This is a genomic window from Serratia sp. 2723 (assembly GCF_050434425.1).
Taxonomy (GTDB): domain Bacteria; phylum Pseudomonadota; class Gammaproteobacteria; order Enterobacterales; family Enterobacteriaceae; genus Chania.
On record NZ_JBNDIN010000003.1, the window covers coordinates 363,529 to 381,062 of the forward strand.

Below are 17,534 nucleotides of genomic sequence, written 5' to 3' on the forward strand. Positions count from 1 at the left end.
AGTTCCTCGCTACAAAGTGATGGATAGACGTAACGCCAAAGCCGTCAGCGTGACCAACAACACGGGTACGGTCATGATAATTCCGGTACGGAAGTAATATCCCCAGGTGATCGTCATGTTCTTCTGTGACAAGACATGCAGCCAGAGCAGCGTCGCCAAGCTGCCAATCGGCGTGATTTTTGGCCCCAGATCGCAGCCAATAACGTTGGCGTAAATCATGGCCTCCTTAATCACTCCTGACGCAGCACTCCCCTCAATGGACAGCGCGCCAATCAACACCGTTGGCATATTGTTCATAACGGATGACAGGAACGCAGTCAGGAAGCCGGTACCCAGCGTAGCGGCCCATAAACCATTATCCGCCAGTAAGTTCAGCACACTGGAAAGGTATTCCGTTAGTCCGGCGTTGCGTAGGCCATAAACCACCAGATACATCCCTAGCGAGAAAATGACGATCTGCCAAGGCGCACCGCGCAACACCTTTCCGGTGTTGATGGCATGACCTCTTTTGGCCACTGCAAACAGGATCAGCGCCCCCACTGCAGCAATAGCGCTGACCGGAATGCCGAGCGGCTCCAGCACGAAGAAACCAACCAACAGCAGGATTAATACCACCCAACCAGTTTTGAACGTGGCCGGATCTTTAATGGCTTTCGCCGGTTGTTTCAGTCGTTCGAGTTCATAGGTCGGCGGAATGTCCCGGCGAAAGAACAGGTGTAGCATCACCAGCGTCGCGATAATCGCAGCGATATCGACAGGCACCATCACCGAAGCATATTGCGTAAACCCCAGATCAAAGAAGTCTGCCGAGACGATATTAACCAGATTGGAAACGATCAGCGGCAGACTGGCGGTATCAGCAATAAACCCGGCAGCCATGACAAACGCCAACGTGGTGCCTTTACTGAACCCCAGAGCCAGCAGCATGGCGATCACGATGGGGGTCAGGATCAGCGCCGCTCCATCGTTGGCAAACAAAGCCGCTACGGCTGCGCCTAGTAAAACAATGTAGGTAAACAGCAGACGCCCCCGCCCGTTTCCCCAGCGGGAAACATGCAGCGCAGCCCATTCGAAAAAGCCAGACTCATCGAGCAACAGGCTGATGATGATCACCGCGATAAAGGTCGCCGTGGCATTCCAGACAATATTCCACACCACCGGGATATCGGCAATCTGCACCACTCCGGTGATCAAGGCCAGCCCCGCCCCAAGTAGGGCACTCCATCCAATCCCCAATCCTTTCGGCTGCCAGATCACCAGCACAATGGTCAGGATAAATATCGCCCCAGCCAATAACATACTTACTTACCTCAAGTTTTATATATGTTTTTTCATATATGTTTGGACAAATATTTAGCTACACAGGGTTTTACCATCGCTGGAACAATTCGCCGCTGCCAGCTTACGCGCCATGGACAGGACTTCGTCGTGTTGGCTCAACCAGGCTTGTTCGACAACCAGGGCTGCCCAGGCAGGGATATGCGGGGAAAGACGATAATGCACCCACTTCCCCTGCTTACGATCCAGCAGTAACCCGCACTCTCTGAGCATCGCCAGATGGCGTGAGATCTTGGGTTGTGACTCTTCTAGCCCGGTGCAGAGATCGCAAACGCACAGTTCACCCAACTGTTTGAGCAGCAACACGATACCCAGGCGAGTTTCGTCCGACAGGATTTTGAACAGTTGCAAGGAAGTCAGGGCCATCGGGTTCTCCACTACGAAGGTGGACAAATCATACCCGCAAGCGCTTTCAAGTCAATAACACATTTGAATTTTCATATATGTAATCTCTCTCTTCCCTTGACTATAAAAGCTGTAAACGTTGTGTCGATACGTCGGTTAAACAGACGACTGTGGGGAAAAGGGACAGTACCCGCATTACGGATAAAGCAAAATGAAAGGCTCTGGCAACAGGGCTCGAACCTGTGTCCAGTCGGAAGGAGAGCCGACTGCTCTACCACTGAGCTATACCAGAGTCAGGGCTATTATCTACGAGCCGTCAGCCCGGTCAAGCGGGCTCAGCGCCTTTACCGGAAAAATAGCCCGCCTTGCGCAGTATCAGGGCTATTTCCGGTCGGGCTATCACCACGCCATGAACCAGCTCCGGCGTTGGGACAAAGGCCACCGCCTGCCGATTGCGGCGTGGGCTGATCCAACCCTTGCCATAAGGATCAACGCCAAACTGCGTACAGATCCGTTGCACATCTGCTTTAGTGCAACTTTGGGTTCCTGAAAATACCTCCCAGGGGAAAGGCAAATGCGCCCATACCTGAGTATCCGGCTCCAGCCCACCGCCCGTCTGATAGTGCCAGGCGGCGACGTCCCCGGCCATCAGGCGCAACACCTTGCCCAGGCACATCTGTTCGACCATCTCCTCCATGCCCAATACGTCAGCCAGCGCAAGCCACCCTTGCCGGGCGCTGTTCCAGGCTCCGGCCAGGGCATTCCAGGTGGAGGAATCATCGCCACGCTTCACAATCATGGTCTGGCGATTGAAGGTATTGCGTTGCCAGACCAATCGCAGCAATCCCGCCAGTTCGTTGAGCTGCGCCAGATAGTGGGCGAACAGGCTCAGCTTTTGCCGATCATCGAGGTGCTTTACGATGTCACGATCCGGCATGATATGGGCAATGGCATACCAACCCGCCGATGTCGGTGCCTGTTGTACCCGCGCCAGCAGCAACTCGGCAATCTGGTCAAAGGCGCGATCCTGTGCCTGGTTGGTAAACACGCTGCGGCGGTTCATACGGGCGGAAACCCAGACAATAAAACAGGCAACGTCCGGCGAGGAAGCAAAATCCTCATAGCGGATCAACATCGCCAGCCCGGATTTGGCCATCCGAGTCGCCTGATATTTTTGCGTTTCCAGTTGATAAGTCGCCAGTTTGCTCTCAAAGCGCTGCAGAAAACGGAACAGCTTGTTGTAGCGCCGCTTGGAGATATCCATACCCGCCTGCTGCCTCTGCGCACGGCTGAAACGGTCAGCGACAAAATTATTACTGCCCGGTATTTTCTGGATCTCCGTTGACAGTTGCGCAATCAACTGCCTGACCTGCTGAATATCACTGCAATCAATGCTGTCCAACACCGGCGCGCTAACAAACAACTCCCCCGCCTTCCGCACCTGCTTTTCTGGAGCGACCGGTTGACGAAACTCCTGCATCATCGAAGTCATCTGTACCAGGCCGGACTTCAGTGACCGGGCTGCCGCCTGCCGCAGCAGGGCCGTTTCCACCAGCGTCATGGAATCCCCCAGCTGCGTGAGGATCAATTCAGCCACATCTTCCGGACGTAAGCGGGTTTGCAGTGAGGAAAACAGCCGGGCAAGGTTATCCATCAGGGGTAATCCATTAAAAGTTAACGATCAGTTGGCACTGATTTCAGCCAGTGTGATAGATTCCTCCAAATCAACATCGCTCGTCAACCCGGCTAACGTGCCCCCAAAAACGCCATACTCCACGGTCGCCAGGAAAAAACAGAAGACCTCTCTGACCATATCGATAAAGCGGGGTTTAAGCTCGATGGTCTTGCCATCTTGCCTCAAGTTCAATAAATCCAAACGCTCGGCGGCCTGAAAACATCGCTTGATATGTGAGCGGGATACCGAAAACTCCGTCGATGCTTTTAAATAGTTGTATTGCACGCTTAAGGTTCCTTGCCTGAGACTTTCGATATACAGGTGAAACATCATCATGTGTCCCCCATCCTTGGTCAAAAATGCGCGGCTATCTGGCACCGCGTCATGCACAAACATTTCTTTCACTATGACCTGTGTATAATTTTTGAAAAAATCCGCCATGAAATCATCATGATCAACCATCTGTGCAAAATCGAATTCAGGGTAGATCATCGAGTAAGCCAGCAGCAGGCTACCAATCAACTCACGAACCTCATTCACTCCTTTGGCTGTCGGTTGGTAGGTTAATTTGCGTTTATCCTGTTCGTCACGCCCGATCGCCAAGCGTCCTCCTACCTGCAAGAAAGAGATAAATGAACCCACAGCATTAGCACTTAACAACTCATTGTTAATGCAAAGCTTCTTTACCCATTTAAAAGAAGGGCTTTTCAAGGTGTAATAGCCACCTAAAATGGCTAAAAAAATAACATTCCGGTTGGATTTAAACATCATCTTAAAATAGAGAGGGTGAGTCAGATAAATTTTCCGGGCCTCATTATAATAAGCCTCCACTGCAGCATCCAAGTCCTTACTTAGACCAATCTCACGCCTCCTGCCATTGATTATTGAAACGACCACACAATAAACTCCATTTCAGTTTCCCTATTGCTAAAAATGCGCAATAAATTAAAAAAACAACCTAGCGTTAATTTTTAACAATGTCAACGATTGTGGAAATTATTAAAAATTACATTAAAAAAAACAAACTAACACGTTAAATCAAAAGGATTTAATGAAATGTCCACCTTAAATTATAATTCATCAAACTTATAATTAACCATGATTATTACACATGCCAAAATTAACAACAAAAATAGACAGTGAGTAATCCAGGATACTGTGTGAGTCTGTCCCCCCCTTAAGGAAAGACCTGCTAAAGCTAAAAAGGACATCTAGCTAATGATTTATGGTTTTTAAGAGGTCTCACACCTGGCAACAAGATAAGGCGCTATGTGTGAGGCCTTTTATATAAGTAACCTCAAGGAAAGGTATAGCTGATTAATACCAAAGACAGCATGTATATATGGAGATTAAAAATGACTATCAAGAAAAACCTGCTAGCCGCTACCGTATTAGCCTCTTTAGCGCTGAGCGGTACCGTTCTGGCTGAAGTTCCCCCTGGCTCCCAAGGCAATGGCCAGATCCTGTTCAAAGGCTCGGTGTTAAAAGCCCCTTGCGGTTTAGCTCCAGGCATTGATGGCGACAACCAATCGATCAGTTTGGGGCAGGTTTCTGACGCCCAGTTGACCACTATCGGTTACAGCACCCCTATCGACTTTAAAATCAAACTCATCGGCTGCACATTCGATCCCAAGGCTGCCGCCGAAACCAAAGTCAACGTCCGTTTCGATGGCATGTCTGTCGGTGGTGCCAATGGTTTCCTGGGGGTCACCGGTGATGCCAAGGGTTTGGCCATCCGCCTGTTAGATGCGGCTAACAAACAGGTTAAGATTGCGACAAAATCTGAGCCTTATAGCTTGCGCACCGGAGACAACACCCTGCAATTCTCCGCTCAGGTAGTTGCCTTGGATGGGGAAGCGGTTATTGCCGGTCACTATGACGCATTAACCAGCTTCTCTCTGACCTACCTCTAAAATCCCCAAATGCATTAGTGGTAATTATCACCTAGCAGGTATGGCCTAGCCTGGCCAAGCCTGCTACTTACTAGCGTTCAGAAACTATCATTATGAACAATAAGAAAAATTACTCACCCGCTTCAACCCTATTGTTTTTTATCATTGTTGCACACTCAGCCCAGGCAAAAAACAATGATATTGAGTTTGAAACCAGAGCCTTGGACATCCTCGATAAACAGAGTATCAGCCTGAGTAATTTTTCACGTCCTGATTATATTCCGGCGGGAAACTACCTGCTTTCGTTAAAGTTGAATAATAGTACTCTCGGCACCCTCCAGTTCCAGATAGTCGATGTCGAAGGTGACAGCAAGGTTTGCTTTACCCCGGAACTATTGCAGAAATTTGATTTAAAAAGTAGTGCCTTGCAGGAAATGTTGGAACACCACGCACTAGGGGATAGTGCCTGTATTATCGTCCAGGATTATGCAGGCAGCACGTTGACAATCGATCGTAAAAAGAGCGAACTGCTGTTGACGATCCCGCAGGCCGCTTTAAAGTATAACGATCCCAACTGGACACCACCTGCACAATGGGATGAAGGTATTCCCGGTATCCTGCTTGATTATAACGCCAGTGGCAACGTCTATCAGAGTAAGCAGGGTTCAAACTACCTGTCATTATCTGGCTACGGGACTGCCGGTGTGAACTACGGCGCCTGGCGCCTGAGAAGTAGCCATCAGGCATTTTTATATAAAAGCAGGCAGGGCGTAAAACAATCCCGCTTCAGCACGCCAACAGCTTACCTGGCGCGCTCACTCAATAATGCCGGTGCTCATTTAACTCTCGGCAGAAACTACCTTTCAACCGATGTTTTCGACCCCATTGAATATACCGGGGTTGCCATTGCCAGTGACGATCGCATGCTGCCACCGGCATTGCGGGGTTATGCGCCGGTCATCGAGGGGGTTGCCAATAGCAACGCCAAAATTACCATCTCCCGTGGTGATAATAACGTTATCTATGAAAGGATGGTGCCGCCCGGCAATTTTATCATTAACGATCTCACCGACATGACTTCTGGCGAGTTAAAAATGACCATCCGCGAGGAAAATGGTGAGGAGAGAACCTCAACCATTCAAACCTCCAACGTCCCTTTCCTGACGCGTTCAGGTCATGTCAGATATAAAGCCATGCTGGGGCAATCAAATGAAAATAATGGCGGTTTCAATCCGTATCTAGCCACCGGTGAAGCCTCTCTCGGTATCCTTTCCGGGACGTCACTGTTTGGCGGTTTTATCCTTACGGATAAACAGTACTACGCTATCAACGGGGGGATTGGTTACGATATGAGCGTGCTTGGCGCCCTATCCTTTGACATAACCCACACCGATGCACAGCTGACAGACTCCCGCCCGCGGGGCCAAAGCTACCGTATCAACTACTCGAAAATGTTCGACAGCATTGATGGCCAAATTACCTTTGCGGGCTACCGCTTCTCAGAGGAAAGCTTCCTGACGCTCAGTGATTTTATCACGCTGAAAAACAGCCCGAGTTATGTCAGCACCAGCAAGGAAAGCTACAATATCGTCGCCAGCAAGAGCTTTACAGATCTCGGTTTCTCACTGAACGCCATTTATAGCAAGCAAACTTACTGGCAGGACACTTCCGACAGTAATACCTACGGGTTAAGCGTGTCAAAATCCTTTGACTTCGCCGGCATGAAAAATATCAATACCTACCTCTCGGTAAACCGGACAGAGTATAAGAAAAGCTATTATTCGCAGAGCCAGAAAAACAACAACTCGATCTACCTGAGCTTTAATATTCCATTAGGTGCCCACAGCTATATGAATACCGCTATGCGTACCAATACCGGCAAATTATCACCTAGCCTGTCCTATACCAATAATGTTGACCCCAATAATATCTGGTCCGTTGGCGCCAGCGCCTATGACGGCTTACGGCAAGGTAAAATCAATGCCAACTCCTCGCAAAAAATGGCCAAGGTCGCCACCACCTTGAACGCATCGATGAGTGACAACGATTACTATCTGGGCGGCAGCATTAAGTCCGGCTTCACGGCTACCGCTCATGGCGCCGTTATGCACCGTGAGGGCTACTCCGGAAACTCAAGATTGCTGATCGATACCAATGGTATTGCCGGTGTTTATGTTGGCAATGGTGACCGCAACGAGCCAACCAACGCCCAAGGCTTGGCCATTATCAATGACGTCCCGGAATATTACCGTACCGATTACTCGGTTGATGCTAAACGACTCCCCGATGATGTTGATGGTTCAGTCGCTAACATCCAAACGGTGTTAACCAAAGGGGCGATTGGCTACCGCAGGCTGAATGTTTACCGGGGGATCAAAGCATTTATTCGGTTAACCGATCCCCAGGGCCAGCCGATCCCGTTTGGCACCACCGTTGAAGACGCTGCCGAGAAGAGAAGCGTTGGCATGGTGGGTGAAAATGGCGAGGTCTATATTTCCGGAGTCAGTAATGATTCCACTCTGAAAGCGATGGATGCGGCTGGCCGACACTGTTTCTTCAGCCTGCAGGGCCAGAATGTGTCGCTGTCTTTCAGCTCTTCTACGGTATGTAAAACCCAATAACCTCACAAGGATATTCCCATGATCTCCCAAGCTACCAAGCTATTTTTTATTCTGACGCTGGCAGGTTTTAGCGTTTCCCAGGCCAACGCGGCGATCTCTATTGATAGAACTCGCGTAATTATTATGGGTGATGAAAAATCGGCACCGGTTAATATTATTAATCACAGTAAAAAATTACCTTATCTGGCACAAAGCTGGCTAGAAAATGAAAATGGGGAAAAAATAAACTCACCACTTACCGTGCTGCCACCGTTACAGCGACTGGAAAAAGACACTACGGTGCAGGTCAATATTACCCCGTTGCCTGCTGCTGCTCAGTTACCTCAGGATAGAGAATCACTGTTCTTCTATAACCTGCAGGAGATCCCGCCAAAATCTGATAAGACCAACGTCGTTCAGTTAGCTTTACGGATTAAAATAAAGCTCCTCTACCGCCCAGCGAGCCTCAAAAAAATGGCCACGGAGGTTTGGCAAGAGAAGTTAGTACTTACCCCCGTCAATAATGGCGTGAAGATCGTCAATCCAACGCCTTTTTATATCGTTATACCTACCCTCGACGTAGCTAATAAACCGATATCTCTGTCGGATGAGGCTATAACGCTTAAGCCGCTGAGTGAAGTCACTGTGCCAAACGCACTGGTAAAAAACCAGGCCATCCAACTACAGTACATTAATGATTATGGCTCTTATAACGCAATAAATTATCATTGCACAGCGAGCCAGTGTGATGTGGTAAAAAACGGTAAAAATCGCCCTTGATATAGAGGTTATTGTTATGATCAAGTTTATCCTATGCCTCTGTGCAGGGCTGTTTTCTGTTAACTCCGCCTTGGCTCAGTCATCTATTGCCTGCGACTTTGAGCCAAGCTCTAGCCTCGTTCCTAACGTAAGCCTCGCGGCCATTATCGAGGAAAGAGTCCAAAGGGACACTGAAAAATATGATTGTCATCTAGACGAAAATGGTATTACGCAATGTGACACTAAATTCATCTGGAAAATTCCCAACGCCATCTACTCCACCAGCCAAACCTCCAGGGTAACCTGCGTCAACTTTGGCGATAAAACAGATAGGATCACCTATAAATTTGCCAAGGCTACCGATCCTCATATCCCCATCCCTGCCAATTCTAACGTATGGAAAAACCTGACCTTAACGATCTCCGGCGCTGGCTCGCAGAAAACCTTTAGCAATATTGAAAACATGGAACACGATAAGCTGTTTAGCTGGAGCGATACCACTTTGGCACCATGCCAAAAGAACTGTTGGGACATAGCATTCGCAACACCGCGCTATACCAAGAATTTAACGTTTAATTTTCGCGTACAACCAAAAGTATTTAAAACCGAATTTGAGATCCACCCTTACTATGACCTGCAAGACTCAGTCGGCACCCTGTGGATAGCTGCTAGCTCGGATAACGAAATAACCTGGGCGACAACCGACATCCCCTACTTGATGATCTGCGGTCTTGACAATAAGATTTACTGCAATTTTAGCCCCAGCCTCGGTGGCGGTGATGGCGGCGGTGGTAGTGGTGGCGGCGGTGGTGGTGGTGGCGGTGGTTCAATCAAGCCACCGATCAAGCAGTGTACCTTGACCGTTGTCACCCCTGATGTGGTAGCATTCCAGCCAATCTCGTCTGACGATCTCAGCCGTGGCAGAGTCCGTAGTGAGGACTTCACCATGACCGTGATAAAAGGACCAGACCAATCCACCACCTGTATGGGCAGCGCTTATAATCTGCCTGGTGAAATCAAAACCCAAGGCGGTTACCCCATCAGTCCGACCTTTTGGGGGATTAGCCATAGCTCGGGAACACCACAGGGTATCGGCCTGAAGCTGTTTGATTTAGGTAAAGGTACATACTTGAGTTTCAACCAGAAATACTCTCGCTTTATTAGTGATATCAGCAGCATCAGCGAATCAAAAAGGATGCGGGCTGAAATATCCGCCACCACCAAGGATCTAAAAAAAATCAAGGATGGTGAATACAGCCAGGTGCTGACCTTCGAAGTTGCCATGCCGTGAATGTTATTGGTAAGGAAAGCAATGATGAACAGTAAATGTTTACTTTTTTTAGCCGCCATGCTGTTGGCAACCACGGTTCATGCGGAAATTACGGCGCGCAGTAGCACTAAGTTTGTGGGCAGGATCACCGTCGCCACCTGCAATATCGTGGTCGGTGACGATAATCAAACGATCAGCATGGGCGATATATCCAGCGCCGAGCTTGATGCCAAAGGGAAATCCACGCCGGTGCCCTTCCTCATCAATTTATACGGCTGCGATACAGAAAATAAGAACGTCAAGATTGCGTTCGACAGAACAGGTACCGGCGCATCTGGCAGCCTGATCCCGGTTGATGGCGTGAGTGGTATCGCGTTAGGGCTGCTGGATAGTGATGGCAGCCCGCTGTATTTTGGCAGAAAAAACATCGGCCAAAAAATAAAAAAAGGCGATAACACCCTGCTTTTCTCAGCTTACATTGCTAAAACGGGGCCGATTAATTCAGGGACATTTAGCCGGTTGCTTCACTATACGCTTTACTATGATTAACCTCCCCTCTGCACCTCGTCGTTTTCCTGCTTAACGCGTAGGTTCCGGCTGGGTTCATGCATTAATGAGCCCAGCGAGCTTTGGTGCCTTCCAAATGACGCACAGAGCGAGCACGCATCGCGATCCGGCCAGGGTGGCATGGCTGGCCGCAAACTCGACGTTTAACAACATAAAAGATAAAGAACTCCCGAATGCAAAAACGTTATCTCGGTAAGTCCGACTCCGGCAAAGTTGCTGATAAATCGCCAACAAAAATATTCTCATGCCGCCAGATTTTTTGGATGGTGCTATATTTTATGAACTGACCTCCCCCCACCGAGAAGATATATGAAGAAACATCCTGTTAGCGCTGCCGTAGGTGTTTTATCTCCCCACATGGCATTTTCGGCGGGCACTGCCAAAGTAGATGAAAAATATCAATATTCATAAATTACTATCCACTACAGTCAATGATAACCCACTAATACACGCCTAACAGACATGGTAGCGCAGCCACCAGCGCACTTACTTAATCCGTCGGGTTCGTTTGCTTAGCAGAGGCCACCATGTTCCTTAATTATTTTGCGTTAGGCGTGCTCGTTGTTGTCTTCCTCGTCATTTTTTACGGGATCATTATTCTCCATGACATTCCTTATCTGATCGCAAAATCACGCAATCATCCGCATGCGGACGCGATCCATGTTGCAGGTTGGGTCAGTTTGTTTACTCTACATGTGATATGGCCTTTTTTATGGATATGGGCCACGCTGTACCGGCCAGAGCGCGGTTGGGGAATGCAAGGCCAGCAGGATCCATTTGCCCGTTTAGAACAAAGAATAACCGAGCTGGAACAAAGCATCAGCGAAACCAAAACACCTTCTGCGGAGTAACTCAATGGACTTGCTCATTATTCTTACCTATGTCGCGTTGGCCTATGGCATATTCAAAATATTTAAAATCCCGGTAAACAAATGGACGGTCCCTACCGCAGCATTGGGCGGTGTTGTTTTAGTAGGCGCTCTGATTTTATTAATGAATTATAACCACCCCTATACTTTTCAAGCGCAAAAGGCCGTCGTTTCCATTCCCATCACACCGCAGGTGACCGGCATTGTCAGTGAGGTTACTGATAAGCAAAATACCTTTATAAAAAAAGGTGACATACTTTTTAAAATAGAACCGACCCGATATCAGGCACGTGTCGATAGGTTACAGGCCGATTTAATGACGGCAATCCATAGTATACAGGTGCTTCAGGGGCAATTAGATGAAGCCGTCGCCCATACCTCAGGGGTGATTGCCGAACGCGATCGTTTATATAAAGACTACCAACGCTATGTTAAAGGGAGCCGGGCCCAGGTAAACCCTTTCTCCGAAAGCGACATTGATAACGCCAGGCAAAATTTTCTGGCACAGGATGCGCTGGTGAAAAGTTCATTGGCTGAACAGGCACAGATAAGAAGCCAGTTAAACAGCGTCGTCAACGGAGAACAGTCGCAGATAGTCAGCCTCCGGGCCCAGTTAACGGAAGCCAAATATAATCTCGAACAAACCGTGGTTCGTGCTCCCAGTAATGGCTATGTGACCCAGGTGCTTATCCGCCCAGGAACTTACGCGGCAGCGCTGCCACTGCGCCCGGTGATGGTGTTTATCCCGCAACAAAAACGGCAAATCGTCGCGCAATTCAGACAAAATTCGCTGTTACGCCTGAAATCAGGCGATCAAGCCGAGATCGTTTTCAATGCGCTTCCTGGCCAGGTATTCCAGGGGAGGCTGACCAGCATACTTCCCGTCGTTCCCAGCGGGACATACCAGGCGCAGGGAACCCTGCAATCATTGAGCATGATACCGGGTTCCGATGGCGTACTGGCGGTAATTCAGTTAGAGCCGAATGCGGAGGTTGATGCCTTGCCAGATGGGATATTTGCCCAGGTGGCGGTGTATTCCGACCACTTTACCCATGTTTCCGTGATGCGTAAGGTGCTGTTACGCATGACAAGCTGGATGCACTATCTCTACCTGGATCATTGATCCCGTGTGGCTGAGTGGGCTGGAGCAAATAGGTTCGTCCCTGGCTATCTCAACGGGCGCAGCATGCTGCGCCCCTACAAAACAGCAAGCGGTTGCAGTTTGTCAGTAACCTCAAGCCAGGCTTTAGCTGCGCACCAAATCGTCGCCGTAGCCAATCCACTTGTAGGTGGTCAACGCATCCAGCCCCATCGGACCGCGGGCGTGCAGTTTCTGGGTGCTGACCGCAACTTCTGCGCCCAAACCGAACTGGCCGCCATCGGTAAAGCGGGTGCTGGCGTTGACATACACCGCAGAGGAATCCACCGCACGAACAAAATACTCGGCGTTGCTCAGCGAACGCGTCAGAATGGCATCGGAATGGCTGGTGCCGTGGGTGCGGATATGATCGATGGCCTGATCGATATCGTCCACCAGCGTCACGTTCAAATCTAACGATAACCACTCATCGTCGTAATCTTCCGCAGCAACCGCAACCACCTTCGCTGGCCCTTCCTGCAACAACGGCATGGCGTTATCGCTGGCGTGCAAGGTTACACCCACGGCGGCCATACGTGCGCTCAGCGCAGGCAGGAAGCTGTTAGCGATAGTGCGGTTAACCAACAGGGTTTCTACCGAGTTACAGGCGCTTGGCCGCTGGATCTTGGCATTTTCGATGACGGTCAGCGCCTTGTCGTAGTCTACGCTGTCGTCCACATAGATATGGCACACGCCGATACCGCCGGTGATCACCGGAATGGTCGATTGCTCGCGGCACAGCTTATGCAGCCCGGCACCGCCGCGTGGGATCAGCATGTCGACATAGCGATCCATACGCAGCAGTTCATTCACCAGTTCACGATCCGGGCTTTCGATCGCCTGCACCGCCGCCGCTGGCAGGCCGCACTGTTCCAGCGCCTGCTGGATCACTTTCACCGTCGCCTGGTTGGTGTGGTGGGTCTCTTTACCGCCGCGCAAGATCACCGCATTACCGGTTTTCAAACACAGGCTGGCGACGTCGATGGTGACGTTGGGGCGCGCTTCATAGATCACGCCAATCACCCCGAGCGGCACACGGCGACGCTCGAGTTTCAGACCGCTGTCCAGCAGATTACCATCCAGCACGTGGCCAACCGGATCATTCAGGCGACAGACCTGGCGCACATCGTTGGCGATCGCCGCCAGACGCGCTGGGGTTAGCAGCAGGCGATCCAACAGGGCTTCACTCATCCCGGTGGCACGCGCCTGCGCCATATCCTGCTCATTCGCCTGTAGAATGTCTTCGCTGCGAGCCTCCAACATGTCGGCCATCACCGCCAACACCTGGTTCTTTTTCGCCGTGCTCAGTACCCCCAACTGCCAGGAAGCCTGTTTGGCGGCCTTCCCCATCTGCTCGAGCATGTTCCCTCCTTAACTTACGATCATATCGTCGCGATGCACGGCCACCGGGCCATATTCATAGCCCAGGATCTCGCTGATTTGCTGCGAGTGGTGCCCGGCAATCATGCGCATGGCATCGCTGTTATAACGGCTGACGCCATGAGCCAGATCGCGCCCCGCCAGATTGCGGATACGGATCACCTCACCGCGTGAGAAGTCGCCTTTCACCTCGCGGATCCCCTTCGGCAGCAGTGAACTGCCACGAGCCATCATCGCTTCTACCGCTCCGTCGTCAACGGTGATCTCACCCGCAGGCGGCGCACCAAAGATCCAGCGTTTACGGTTCTCCAACGGAGTTTCCAGCGCATGGAAGCGGGTGCCCACCGGGTTGCCTTCAATCACATCGGCTACCACGCCCGGCTTGCTACCGGCGGCGATAATCACATCAATGCCCGCGCGGCAGGCCACGTCGGCTGCCTGTAGCTTGGTACCCATGCCGCCGGTACCCAGCCCGGAAACGCTGTCACCGGCAATGGCACGCAGCGCATCGTCAATGCCGTGCACTTCACGGATCAGCTCAGCTTCCGGGTTATTGCGCGGGTCGGCGGTATATAAGCCCTGCTGATCGGTCAGCAACAGCAGTTTATCGGCCCCGGCCAAAATGGCAGCCAGTGCAGACAGGTTATCGTTGTCGCCAACTTTGATTTCTGCGGTGGCAACCGCGTCGTTCTCATTGATCACCGGGACAATGCGGTTATCCAGCAGCGCGGTCATGGTGTCGCGCGCGTTGAGGAAGCGCTCGCGGTCTTCCAGATCGGCACGCGTCAGCAGCATCTGCCCGATATGAATGCCATAGATCGAGAACAGCTGTTCCCACAGCTGGATCAGCCGGCTTTGCCCCACCGCCGCCAGCAACTGCTTGGAAGCGATGGTGGCGGGCAACTCCGGGTAGCCCAGGTGTTCACGCCCGGCAGCAATCGCCCCGGAGGTAACAATAACGATGCGGTGGCCCGCTGCATGTTGCTGGGCGCATTGGCGCACCAGTTCGACAATATGGGCACGGTTCAGACGCAGCGAACCGCCGGTCAACACGCTGGTGCCCAATTTCACAACCAATGTCTGGCTGCCGTTCATAATAGTTCTGCCGTTGGAGTTAAAAGGAATGCAAAGGACGTTGTAACAGGAGAGACGCGTTATGCCAACAGGCACAACGCGATTTCGGCGTAAATATGCGGGGAAATGATCTAGGCGGAGAGTTTTATCGGTTGCTCGTTGAAATCATCGGCGGGTTCCAACTTCAGCTCCATCGTGGTCAGCAGTTCACCCAGCCGACGATGGAAGACGCGCAGCGTGGTTTCCAGCTTCTCTTTTACTTCAGAGTCTTTAATCTTTTCCTCGTTCCAATGCCCTTCTTTGTCAAACAGACCAAAGTGGTAGCTATAGGTGAAACGGGAATTATCAGCCTGCAGTTCGATCCACCAGCCCCAGAACTCACGCTTTTCCGGCGCTGGCTTGGCGTTGACGCAGACCGCCAGACAGTCAAAGAAAAAGCGGTCGTTCTCACATTGCCCTTCGCGCAGGTAAGGACCCAGGCTGGCAAAGCGTTTCATTAGTCGGCTTTTAGGGTGGCCACTCGGTAGCGTCATTTTTCAACCTCCACAATGTAGTCCACCCTTTTTAACAAACTGTTAAAAATTAGCAACTGGTTAGCGCATTTTATCTCTTAGCCAATCACAAATTTGCAGTAAGGATTGATGGAAACTCTGATAAACCGGCGTACGCGGGATGGCGATCAGTTTGCCGTTCAGTGAAGAGGACGCGATCAGCTGCGACTCTTCTTTTGGGCTGAGCGGATCCTCATCCCAATAGGCGGCCAGCATCGGCGTCGGGCAACGGCGGCCCAGCAGCCCCTGGGTTTTCAGGGAATAGCGGTTCAGCTCGGTTTTCAGCACGCTGTCAGAGGCGTTGGCCATGCCCATACGGCTGGCCAGCACGTCCATATACATATCCGGCACGTGGTCCTGGCATTTCAAGTCACATAGCAGGCTATGCACCACCGGCCCAACGCAGGCCACACCGCGCAAACGCTGCGACTCCAGATAGGCCAGGCGAACCGCCACGTTGGCACCAAAGCGAAAGCCGAAGGCGCTGACACGCGTGTGATCAATCCAAGGCACGGAAGACAATTGAGCCAACACCTGCTGATGCAGGAAGCTGGAATCTTGCGTCAGCTTCCACTTATAGGATGAACCGATAGACGGCATATCGATGGTCAGCATCGCAATGCCGTGCGGCGCAAGATAATCACGGAACAGGCGATGATAATCGGTCTGCAGGGTATCCAGGCTGCCACACATCAGTACCGTGGGGTACGGTGCCTGGCCGTTATCAGGCATATGCAGGAAGCCGGTGATGGAGCTGCCGCCCTCAATGGCGAACTCCAGCTCTTTTAGCTGGTACGGCAACAACAATGCGGCTTCTTCATAAGCGCGGTTAGAGAGTACCTCTGCCTGCTCGGCCAGTTCATCCCCTTTCAGATGCGGGTAACCGGCAATGCTGTATAGATTGGCGGCATTCAGCCAATACTGTCCACCGACCAGCGGATCTTTTTGCTCCAATGCCCGCTGCTGCCATAGCATCCCCTGGCGTACCCACTCGTAGATCCAGTTACCGTTACGGTAGCCGACCACGGTATCCAGCAGGTGATCGTCGCTATGTTCCGCGTTGGAGGCCGCAATACGCGCCAACACTTCGCTGATCTCCAGCGGATCTGTGCCGCGCCAGGTCCACAGCAGATGATTGAGCATGCGATACCAATTGCCGTCGGTGTCGCCCTCCAAGGTGGAGTGCAGATCGGCACCTACCGCATGATGGGCACGGGTGACTAACGTCGAGGTTTCGACATGTTTGAATGAGGGTTTGAACAGTACTTCAGAAAGGTTGGCTTGTGCCATGGTAACAACAGCCTCCTAAGACTTACATCAAGGCTTGAATAGCCGGGATATCTAGGTGCCAGTGTACCTAACTCTGGAGATATAAGGCGGGGAATTTACCGAATTTGACGAAACCACGGCATAAACAACAACGCCCGGTATTGCCGGGCGTTTGAGGCTGGAACGGATTAACGGCCGCCGATCGGTGGCACGAAGGTCACTGCCATATCCCAAGGCTGCTCGATCCAGGTATCCTGCGGGATATCCACCACGTAATCGTCAACCAGCGGGCGACCTGCCGGCTTGGCGAAGATGGTCACGAAATGAGCTTTCGGATACATCTCGCGGATCGCTTTGGCGGTGCCGCCGGTATCCACTAAATCGTCAACCACGATAAAGCCTTCGCCATCACCCTCGGCGCGCTTGAGCACCTTCATTTCGCGCTGGTTGTCATGGTCATAGCTGGAGATGCAGACGGTATCTACATAACGGATGCTCAGCTCACGAGCCAGCAGCGAAGCAGGCACCAGGCCGCCACGGCTTACGGCAATAATGCCTTTCCATTGATCGGCAGGCAGCAGGCGGTGAGCCAGTTTGCGCGCTTGCATTTGCAACATATCCCAGGTAACAACGTATTTTTCGCTCATAGAATGGTGTCCCGGCCAGCAATGATGTGGCTTACTCAGTAGTTCAGGGGGAAAAAAGGTTGCGCGAGATTATAGAGACTGCGCGCCACGAATACCAGTTGAACCGAGGCGTTGATGCATTTTTCCTGTGAATATCTTGGTGGCGAGTCGCGCGGCTTAT

The 17,534-nt window shown here is 51.3% G+C and carries 16 protein-coding genes and 1 tRNA gene; 7 read left to right on the forward strand and 10 right to left on the reverse strand.

The annotated features are described in order from the left end of the window. Positions 1 to 9: 9 nt before the first annotated feature. The 5 genes from ABIE29_RS06680 to ABIE29_RS06700 form a co-directional block, all read right to left on the reverse strand. Entirely contained in the window at positions 10 to 1,299 is a 1,290-nt protein-coding gene (locus ABIE29_RS06680; RefSeq protein ID WP_429617399.1) for an arsenic transporter, read from the reverse strand. Positions 1,300 to 1,353: 54 nt separating this feature from the next. Next, the gene (locus ABIE29_RS06685; RefSeq protein WP_429617400.1) at positions 1,354 to 1,704 is read right to left on the reverse strand and encodes a transcriptional regulator; all 351 of its coding nucleotides are present in this window, start codon (positions 1,702 to 1,704) and stop codon (positions 1,354 to 1,356) included. 198 nt (positions 1,705 to 1,902) lie between these two features. Then, positions 1,903 to 1,975, reverse strand: a tRNA-OTHER gene (locus ABIE29_RS06690). Positions 1,976 to 2,008: 33 nt separating this feature from the next. Next, positions 2,009 to 3,337, reverse strand: a complete 1,329-nt coding sequence (locus ABIE29_RS06695) for a hypothetical protein (protein ID WP_429617403.1) — start codon at positions 3,335 to 3,337, stop codon at positions 2,009 to 2,011. Between the two features lie 27 nt (positions 3,338 to 3,364). Then, positions 3,365 to 4,255 carry a hypothetical protein gene (locus ABIE29_RS06700; protein ID WP_429617406.1) on the reverse strand — a complete coding sequence of 297 codons (891 nt, stop codon included), beginning with the start codon at positions 4,253 to 4,255 and terminating at the stop codon, positions 3,365 to 3,367. 458 nt (positions 4,256 to 4,713) lie between these two features. Here ABIE29_RS06700 and ABIE29_RS06705 point away from each other — a divergent pair, with 458 nt between their 5' ends. The 7 genes from ABIE29_RS06705 (at position 4,714) to ABIE29_RS06735 (ending at position 12,438) form a co-directional block, all read left to right on the forward strand. After that, positions 4,714 to 5,271: a fimbrial protein gene (locus ABIE29_RS06705; protein WP_429617408.1), complete on the forward strand. Its 558-nt coding sequence runs from the start codon at positions 4,714 to 4,716 to the stop codon at positions 5,269 to 5,271. Between the two features lie 92 nt (positions 5,272 to 5,363). Beyond that, positions 5,364 to 7,871, forward strand: coding sequence for a fimbria/pilus outer membrane usher protein (locus ABIE29_RS06710; RefSeq protein ID WP_429617411.1), 2,508 nt, complete (start codon positions 5,364 to 5,366; stop codon positions 7,869 to 7,871). 18 nt (positions 7,872 to 7,889) lie between these two features. Then, on the forward strand, positions 7,890 to 8,630 hold the full coding sequence (locus tag ABIE29_RS06715) for a fimbrial biogenesis chaperone (RefSeq protein ID WP_429617413.1): 741 nt from the start codon (positions 7,890 to 7,892) through the stop codon (positions 8,628 to 8,630). Between the two features lie 16 nt (positions 8,631 to 8,646). Further along, on the forward strand, positions 8,647 to 9,900 hold the full coding sequence (locus ABIE29_RS06720) for a hypothetical protein (RefSeq protein ID WP_429617414.1): 1,254 nt from the start codon (positions 8,647 to 8,649) through the stop codon (positions 9,898 to 9,900). A 21-nt stretch (positions 9,901 to 9,921) separates the two neighbouring features. Next, positions 9,922 to 10,428, forward strand: coding sequence for a fimbrial protein (locus ABIE29_RS06725; RefSeq protein WP_429617416.1), 507 nt, complete (start codon positions 9,922 to 9,924; stop codon positions 10,426 to 10,428). Positions 10,429 to 10,973: 545 nt separating this feature from the next. Beyond that, entirely contained in the window at positions 10,974 to 11,297 is a 324-nt protein-coding gene (locus ABIE29_RS06730) for a DUF3302 domain-containing protein (protein WP_429617417.1), read from the forward strand. A 4-nt stretch (positions 11,298 to 11,301) separates the two neighbouring features. Further along, complete coding sequence (locus tag ABIE29_RS06735) at positions 11,302 to 12,438, forward strand: HlyD family secretion protein (protein WP_429617419.1); 1,137 nt, start codon at positions 11,302 to 11,304, stop codon at positions 12,436 to 12,438. Between the two features lie 123 nt (positions 12,439 to 12,561). On the opposite strand, the gene proA is transcribed toward ABIE29_RS06735, so the two are convergent. From proA to gpt, 5 genes are all read right to left on the reverse strand, one after another. Continuing rightward, positions 12,562 to 13,815: a glutamate-5-semialdehyde dehydrogenase gene (proA, locus tag ABIE29_RS06740; protein ID WP_429617421.1), complete on the reverse strand. Its 1,254-nt coding sequence runs from the start codon at positions 13,813 to 13,815 to the stop codon at positions 12,562 to 12,564. 9 nt (positions 13,816 to 13,824) lie between these two features. Beyond that, on the reverse strand, positions 13,825 to 14,928 hold the full coding sequence (proB, locus tag ABIE29_RS06745) for a glutamate 5-kinase (protein WP_429617422.1): 1,104 nt from the start codon (positions 14,926 to 14,928) through the stop codon (positions 13,825 to 13,827). Between the two features lie 110 nt (positions 14,929 to 15,038). Continuing rightward, positions 15,039 to 15,440 carry a sigma factor-binding protein Crl gene (gene crl, locus ABIE29_RS06750; protein ID WP_429617424.1) on the reverse strand — a complete coding sequence of 134 codons (402 nt, stop codon included), beginning with the start codon at positions 15,438 to 15,440 and terminating at the stop codon, positions 15,039 to 15,041. Positions 15,441 to 15,500: 60 nt separating this feature from the next. Then, entirely contained in the window at positions 15,501 to 16,748 is a 1,248-nt protein-coding gene (frsA, locus tag ABIE29_RS06755) for an esterase FrsA (RefSeq protein ID WP_429617426.1), read from the reverse strand. Positions 16,749 to 16,915: 167 nt separating this feature from the next. Then, positions 16,916 to 17,374 (reverse strand): xanthine phosphoribosyltransferase, encoded by a 459-nt coding sequence (gpt, locus tag ABIE29_RS06760; RefSeq protein WP_429617429.1) that lies wholly within the window; start codon positions 17,372 to 17,374, stop codon positions 16,916 to 16,918. Between the last annotated feature and the right edge of the window lie 160 nt (positions 17,375 to 17,534).

Bases quoted from the DNA above. Each gene is read 5' to 3' on its own strand.
- ABIE29_RS06680 (WP_429617399.1), bottom strand. From the start codon at position 1,299: ATGTTATTGGCTGGGGCGATATTTATCCTGACCATTGTGCTGGTGATC.
- ABIE29_RS06685 (WP_429617400.1), bottom strand. From the start codon at position 1,704: ATGGCCCTGACTTCCTTGCAACTGTTCAAAATCCTGTCGGACGAAACT.
- ABIE29_RS06695 (WP_429617403.1), bottom strand. From the start codon at position 3,337: ATGGATAACCTTGCCCGGCTGTTTTCCTCACTGCAAACCCGCTTACGT.
- ABIE29_RS06705 (WP_429617408.1), top strand. From the start codon at position 4,714: ATGACTATCAAGAAAAACCTGCTAGCCGCTACCGTATTAGCCTCTTTA.
- ABIE29_RS06710 (WP_429617411.1), top strand. From the start codon at position 5,364: ATGAACAATAAGAAAAATTACTCACCCGCTTCAACCCTATTGTTTTTT.
- ABIE29_RS06715 (WP_429617413.1), top strand. From the start codon at position 7,890: ATGATCTCCCAAGCTACCAAGCTATTTTTTATTCTGACGCTGGCAGGT.
- ABIE29_RS06720 (WP_429617414.1), top strand. From the start codon at position 8,647: ATGATCAAGTTTATCCTATGCCTCTGTGCAGGGCTGTTTTCTGTTAAC.
- ABIE29_RS06725 (WP_429617416.1), top strand. From the start codon at position 9,922: ATGATGAACAGTAAATGTTTACTTTTTTTAGCCGCCATGCTGTTGGCA.
- ABIE29_RS06730 (WP_429617417.1), top strand. From the start codon at position 10,974: ATGTTCCTTAATTATTTTGCGTTAGGCGTGCTCGTTGTTGTCTTCCTC.
- ABIE29_RS06735 (WP_429617419.1), top strand. From the start codon at position 11,302: ATGGACTTGCTCATTATTCTTACCTATGTCGCGTTGGCCTATGGCATA.
- proA (WP_429617421.1), bottom strand. From the start codon at position 13,815: ATGCTCGAGCAGATGGGGAAGGCCGCCAAACAGGCTTCCTGGCAGTTG.
- proB (WP_429617422.1), bottom strand. From the start codon at position 14,928: ATGAACGGCAGCCAGACATTGGTTGTGAAATTGGGCACCAGCGTGTTG.
- crl (WP_429617424.1), bottom strand. From the start codon at position 15,440: ATGACGCTACCGAGTGGCCACCCTAAAAGCCGACTAATGAAACGCTTT.
- frsA (WP_429617426.1), bottom strand. From the start codon at position 16,748: ATGGCACAAGCCAACCTTTCTGAAGTACTGTTCAAACCCTCATTCAAA.
- gpt (WP_429617429.1), bottom strand. From the start codon at position 17,374: ATGAGCGAAAAATACGTTGTTACCTGGGATATGTTGCAAATGCAAGCG.